Origin of the sequence: Natronomonas sp., assembly GCF_046710025.1 — an archaeon.
Taxonomy (GTDB): domain Archaea; phylum Halobacteriota; class Halobacteria; order Halobacteriales; family Haloarculaceae; genus Natronomonas.
In genome coordinates, this window is the sequence record NZ_JBKEGK010000176.1 from 1 (window position 1) to 5,396 (window position 5,396).

8 protein-coding genes are annotated in these 5,396 nt (G+C 64.4%); 7 read left to right on the top strand and 1 reads right to left on the bottom strand.

The window, feature by feature from the left end; translation table 11 throughout:
• The first annotated feature begins 198 nt into the window (after positions 1–198).
• The 6 genes from ACI944_RS11195 (at position 199) to ACI944_RS11220 (ending at position 4,388) form a co-directional block, all read left to right on the top strand.
• Complete coding sequence (locus ACI944_RS11195) at positions 199–993, top strand: shikimate dehydrogenase (RefSeq protein WP_411719138.1); 795 nt, start codon at positions 199–201, stop codon at positions 991–993.
• Between the two features lie 208 nt (positions 994–1,201).
• A complete protein-coding gene (locus ACI944_RS11200; RefSeq protein ID WP_411719139.1) occupies positions 1,202–1,990 on the top strand; it encodes an MOSC domain-containing protein in 789 nt (262 codons plus the stop codon).
• 245 nt (positions 1,991–2,235) lie between these two features.
• On the top strand, positions 2,236–2,706 hold the full coding sequence (rimI, locus tag ACI944_RS11205) for a ribosomal protein S18-alanine N-acetyltransferase (RefSeq protein ID WP_411719140.1): 471 nt from the start codon (positions 2,236–2,238) through the stop codon (positions 2,704–2,706).
• 41 nt (positions 2,707–2,747) lie between these two features.
• Positions 2,748–3,251 (top strand): DUF5810 domain-containing protein, encoded by a 504-nt coding sequence (locus ACI944_RS11210; protein ID WP_411719141.1) that lies wholly within the window; start codon positions 2,748–2,750, stop codon positions 3,249–3,251.
• The gene (locus ACI944_RS11215) at positions 3,238–3,741 is read left to right on the top strand and encodes a DUF5809 family protein (protein WP_411719142.1); all 504 of its coding nucleotides are present in this window, start codon (positions 3,238–3,240) and stop codon (positions 3,739–3,741) included. Before ACI944_RS11210 ends, ACI944_RS11215 begins: the two co-directional genes overlap by 14 nt.
• Positions 3,738–4,388, top strand: a complete 651-nt coding sequence (locus ACI944_RS11220; protein WP_411719143.1) for an NUDIX hydrolase — start codon at positions 3,738–3,740, stop codon at positions 4,386–4,388. Before ACI944_RS11215 ends, ACI944_RS11220 begins: the two co-directional genes overlap by 4 nt.
• 43 nt (positions 4,389–4,431) lie before the next feature.
• On the opposite strand, the gene ACI944_RS11225 is transcribed toward ACI944_RS11220, so the two are convergent.
• Complete coding sequence (locus ACI944_RS11225) at positions 4,432–5,055, bottom strand: type IV pilin (RefSeq protein WP_411719144.1); 624 nt, start codon at positions 5,053–5,055, stop codon at positions 4,432–4,434.
• 132 nt (positions 5,056–5,187) lie between these two features.
• Here ACI944_RS11225 and ACI944_RS11230 point away from each other — a divergent pair.
• Positions 5,188–5,396: rhodanese-like domain-containing protein (locus tag ACI944_RS11230; RefSeq protein WP_411719145.1), on the top strand; the 209-nt coding region annotated here is incomplete at its 3' end.

Consider the following 5,396-nt stretch of genomic DNA (forward strand, 5'->3'; position numbering starts at 1 on the left):
GCGGTCGTGACACACTGATCACATCCTCCTCTGAGTCGATTTCCGTCGATAGAGCCGGATCTCGTGCACGGATTCGGGGGTATTCGCAGCGCCACCGCACCGATTCTATATCGCAGCATACGATTTATGCTACTCCAGACACCTCGGATTGATCCGCCGTCGCACAACGCTTTTGTCCGCCCGCCGGGTCGCTCAGGTATGCAGGTATTCGGCCTCATCGGCAACCCAGTTGGGCACTCGGTATCGCCGCCGATGCACGAGGCGGCCTACGAGGCCTGTGGGATGGACGCCCGCTACGTGACCTTCGAGCCCGAACCGGGCTCGATCGACCGCGTTATGGACGGGGCGGACGCGCTCGGGATCGCCGGGCTGAACGTGACTATCCCGTTCAAGCAAGATGTCGCGGCGGCCGTTGAGACCGACCCCCTCGCCGAGCGCATCGGGGCGGTGAACACCGTCGCCTTCGACGACGGGCCGACCGGGCACAACACTGACGCGGCGGGCGTCGTCCGTGCGCTCGAGTATCACGGCGTGGCGCTATCGGGCCAAGCGGTTGTCATCGGCGCGGGCGGTGCCGGGCGGGCGGCCGCCTTTGCGTTGGCCGACGCGGGGATGGATGTCCACATCGCAAACCGGACCGTCGAACGGGCCGAAACACTCGCGGCGGCGGTTCCGGGGGCTGGCTTCGGCGGCCTCGACGAGCTTGAGCCCGCGCTTTCGGACGCCGACCTCCTAGTCAACGCAACGAGCGTCGGGATGGAATCCAACGAGACCCCCGTACCGAAAGCCGCCCTCCACGCCGACCTGGCCGTGCTCGACGCGGTGTATGCGCCGCTTCGGACGCGGCTACTCACTGATGCCGCCGAGGTCGGGGCGACGACCGTCAAGGGCGCGTGGATGTTGCTGTTTCAGGGCGTCGAAGCGTTCGAGATCTGGACAGGGCGCGATGCTCCCGTCGACGCGATGAACGAAGCGTTGCGAAACGCGCTCTGAGCGTCGTACACACTTCGGCACGCCTTGGGGCGCTCCGGTATTCGTGCTCACGATACAGTCGAGCGACGCTCTCCGCTCAGTTAGCTAGGGGACGAACCTGGCGGGTTCGGTGGGGCCGGGAGAGGCCGTCTAGGAATGAGACGACGGCCCCTCGATCAGAAAACAGCGTTCGAGCAAAACTATTGTATGAGAGACACCAACCCAGTTCATGGCTCGCGTGGAGCGACTGAGGGTGTTCCCGATAAAAGGGCTGGACGGGATCGATGTCGAGACGACCCCAGTTCTCGAAGGCGGGACGCTGAAATACGATCGTGAATTCGCGCTGTTTGACGCCGACGGGAACGTTATTAACGGAAAACGGACCGAGCGAGTACATGAGCTCACGACCGACTTCGATCCTAACTCGGGTGCGTTGTGGGTCGAAACACCCTGTGGAGACACCCAACAGTTCGATCTGCACGCTGAGCGAACACGGGCCGAACGGTGGTTTAGTGACTGCTTCGATCTGACGGTAACGCTCGAGCGGGACACGTCGCTCGGATTCGTCGACCGACGAGAATTGGGGCCGTCGATCGTCAGCACGGCTACGCTCGAAACGGTTGCGTCGTGGTTCGATCGGCTAACAGTCGAGGGCGCTCGCCGCCGTTTCCGGGCGAACGTTGAAGTATCGGGGGTGCCGGCCTTCTGGGAGGATCGGTTCGTGGGCGAAGGGGCGCCGGCCTTCGAGATCGACGGCGTTCCCGTCGATGGTGTGACGCCCTGTGGCCGGTGTGTCGTCCCTCAGCGCCATCCCGACACCGGCGAATCGATCCCTGAATTCCGTGAACGATTCGTCGAGAAACGCAAAGAGACGTTCCCCGAGTGGGCCGACGACGACGCGTTCGATCACTACTACTGCTCAATGATTATTGCCCGGGTACCGCAAAGCGGTTGTGGGGAGACGATCGACGTCGGCGACGATGTTAGGACGATTCGAAGCGAAAGCGCACGGGCTTAGTCGTGGGATGCAGCCGGTCGGTAAAAAACGGTAACCGTGCTGGCGGCAACCTATGGTAGCCAACGTGGCAGGAGCTATCAGATATTAAAACGGGGTGGGGGGTGGGGATGCACCCAAGCGGGTGCGCTTAACGATCGTAACCAGACACACATGAATCTTCTGGATTCTCTCGTCTTGTCCGGGGTTTTGCCGGTACCTGCCGGGGGCCGACAGGCCTATGTCGACATCCCGGTTACACGTGAGATGTGAGAGGCACCGAGCCACGCGCCGGGGTCGAGATCCGGGGCACCGTCCGCGCGGACCTCCTCTCGGTGTTCCGGATCGAGACGCGCTCGTTCGAGCAGCCGTGGCCATACACCGCGTTCGAGCGATTCCTCGGCGCACCGGGGTTTCTAGTGGCCGAGACCGACGGGGATGTCGTCGGCTATGTCGTCGGCGACACGATCGAGGCGGGGGCGGCGCCGGTCGGCCACATCAAGGATCTCGCCGTCGCGCCCGACCACCGACGCCAGGGACTCGGGCGTCGGCTCCTCTCGCGGGCGCTCGGCGCGCTCGCTGCCGCGGGCGCCGGGCGGGTCAAACTCGAGGTCAGACGGACCAACGAGTCGGCGCGGACACTCTACTCGTCGTTTGGATTCGAGCCTCACCACGTCGTGCCGGACTACTACGATGACGGCGAGGACGCCCACGTGCTAGTCAAGCACCTGTCGCCGTAGCGGGACGCAGGCGTTTTGCCGCTGGCGTCCCGACTGCGCGTATGGGATACGCTTGCCCCGTCTGTTCGGACCCACAGGCCGACGCGGGACATCTCGCGAACCACCTCGCGTTCACGGCGATGCTGGGCGACGACGACCACGAGGCGTGGCTCGACGAGCACGTTCCGACGTGGGCCGAGACGGGCGAGGCCGAACTCGCCGACGCCGTTGCTGACCTCGTTGAGGAGACGGAGTTCCCGCAGCTGTTCGAGGATACCGCTGGCGGGCTTAACGAGGGGTCGGCCGATCCGCCCGAAGAGCGCTCGGGGGCGCTGTTCGATGACGCCGAGTCCGGGCACGACCACGCTGAGCACGACCACACACAGGGCGGTGCCGTCGACACCTCGGGACCGATCGACGACGAGACCGCTGCAGTGCTCGAGGAGGCCCGCGAGATGACTTTCCGGATGTACGAAGAAGACGGGGAGGGTGCGGACGGTGACAGTGCGGACGCGGAGATCGACGCGGATGTGGACACCGACAGCGGGGACGATGCCGGACGATAGCCCCGACGCCGCGGCGGACGACATCAACGAGGAGGCCGCCACAGTCGACGGCGACGTCGAGGTCCGGGGGCACTACGAACCCGACTCGTGGGCAGCGGCCGAGAACAGATACAGAGATCTTGGGCCGACGGCGCAGTCGGTCGTTCGCGAGACCGCGCGGGCGATGGACTTCGAGCGCTCGGAGTATGAGGAGCGGGTCACCGCCGACGTGATCGAGACCGCCCGACAGACGCTCTTCGCCGAGACGCTCGCCGTCCGGGTGGCCGACAGCGGGGTGTTCGAAGCCTGGCGTGAGGAGTATCCCGGCGACGTCCGGATCGCCGGCAGCGATACCGTCGACCGCGTGGCCTGGCACGTCTTGCCGGCCGCCGAGGCAGCGGTCGCCGCGACGTTTCAGAACGAACCGGACGCGGCGGTTGGCACCGTCCGCCGGATGGCGTTCAACCGACGCTACCGGGACCGACTGGTCGGGACGGAGGACGGGGAATGACCGACGGCGATCCCGACGATCCGAGTCCCAGCGACCACGAGTGGCCGGTCCTCGAATCGCATACTGAGTACCAAACCGGCTGGTATGAGGGGGGCTACGACCTCGTGGAGCTGCCCGACGGCCGCACGAAGCGGTACTACTGGGCGGAGTTACCGCCCGCAGTTGTGATCGTCTCGGTGGTCGACGACCCAGCGGTGCTCGGCCTGGATAAAAAAACCGCCCGCGGAGCCGACGGCGCTGCTCCCGCTTCGGGCGACGGGGCGGCAGCCGGCCCGTCGGTCGTGTTCGTCGAGCAGTACCGGCCGGCCATCGAGCGCCTCTGTTATGAACTGCCCGCCGGGATCGTCGAGGACGGTGAGGACTACGTCACCACCGGTGCGCGCGAACTCGAAGAGGAGGTCGGTCTCGTCCCCGAGTCCGTCGAACTACTCGAGGACTTCTGGTGTTCGACCGGCGTGTTGCGACATCCCCGAGGGATCGTGTGGGCCGAGGGGTTCTCCCAGGGCGAGCGGAAACTCGACGGAAGCGAGTTCCTCGATATCGTGACTGTCCCCGTCGACGAGGCGCTCGAACTCGCCCGGACGGCTCCTGCCAACGACGCAACGATCGAGGGGTTGCTGTTGGCGCAGGCCGACGGGTATCTATAACCAGTCTTCGGCGGGTATCGCGAAAGATGCCGTCCGATGTCACTCAGGCGAACGTCAACGTCTCGTCCCTGACGTTGACGCCGCTATCGGGGTTGCCGTTGAAGATACCGTATTCCCCTGAGATGTCTATCGTCTCCTCGTAGAGGATCGTCCCCGACGGTTCGTGTATCATCCGGAGTTGAATCCGGTTCTCATCGGGGTAGTTTCCGGGGTCCCCCGCCAACCGGCACGCCACGTTTACCGCATCACAACCCCCATTCTCACCGGTAGGAGCATATTCCTCGGGAAAATTATTCCCGTCCTGATTGTTGTGGATCACCGCCAACTCGACGGTCTCGCCAGCAGTCAGCGATCCGTCGACCACCCCGGTGACCCGCTGGTCGCCGTGATCGAGATGAACGATAATCTCATCGCCGTCAACGACCTCGCCGCCCGTGTGTCTTAGTTTAATCAGCCAAATGAACTCGTCGTACGAGGGTGCTGATGCGGGCTCCTCCTCAAACTCCAACTCAAGAGCGGTGAAATTGGGCGTCTCAGTTACGTTCTCCGAGACCCCGAACGCGTATATGCCGACCACGGACCCGAGGATGATCGTTATCGAGACGACCATTATTACACCGACAGCGGACGTGACACCCCTCTCACTCCCCCCGATACCCGCTGTCATTGTTTCGACTCTTTGCGACTGTCTATATTAACCCCAGGGTTGAGAGACGTGCGACCCGCTGACTGGGTCCATCTGGGCATTTAAACCCATCGCGACCCGGCCGCTTAATACCGCGCTGGCGTATGTCCGTCCATGGACGGCGAGATCACCGCCGAGGAACTCAACGAACTGCTGGACGCCGAGACGCCGCCGCGGATCGTCGACATCCGTTCGCCGGGGCAGTTTCGGCGGCGGCACATCCCCGGCAGCGAGAACATCCCCTTCGCGGAACTGACCGGGCGAATCGAGGAGTTCGACGCCGACGACCGGGTCGTAACGGTCTGCCCGCACGGGCAGGCGAG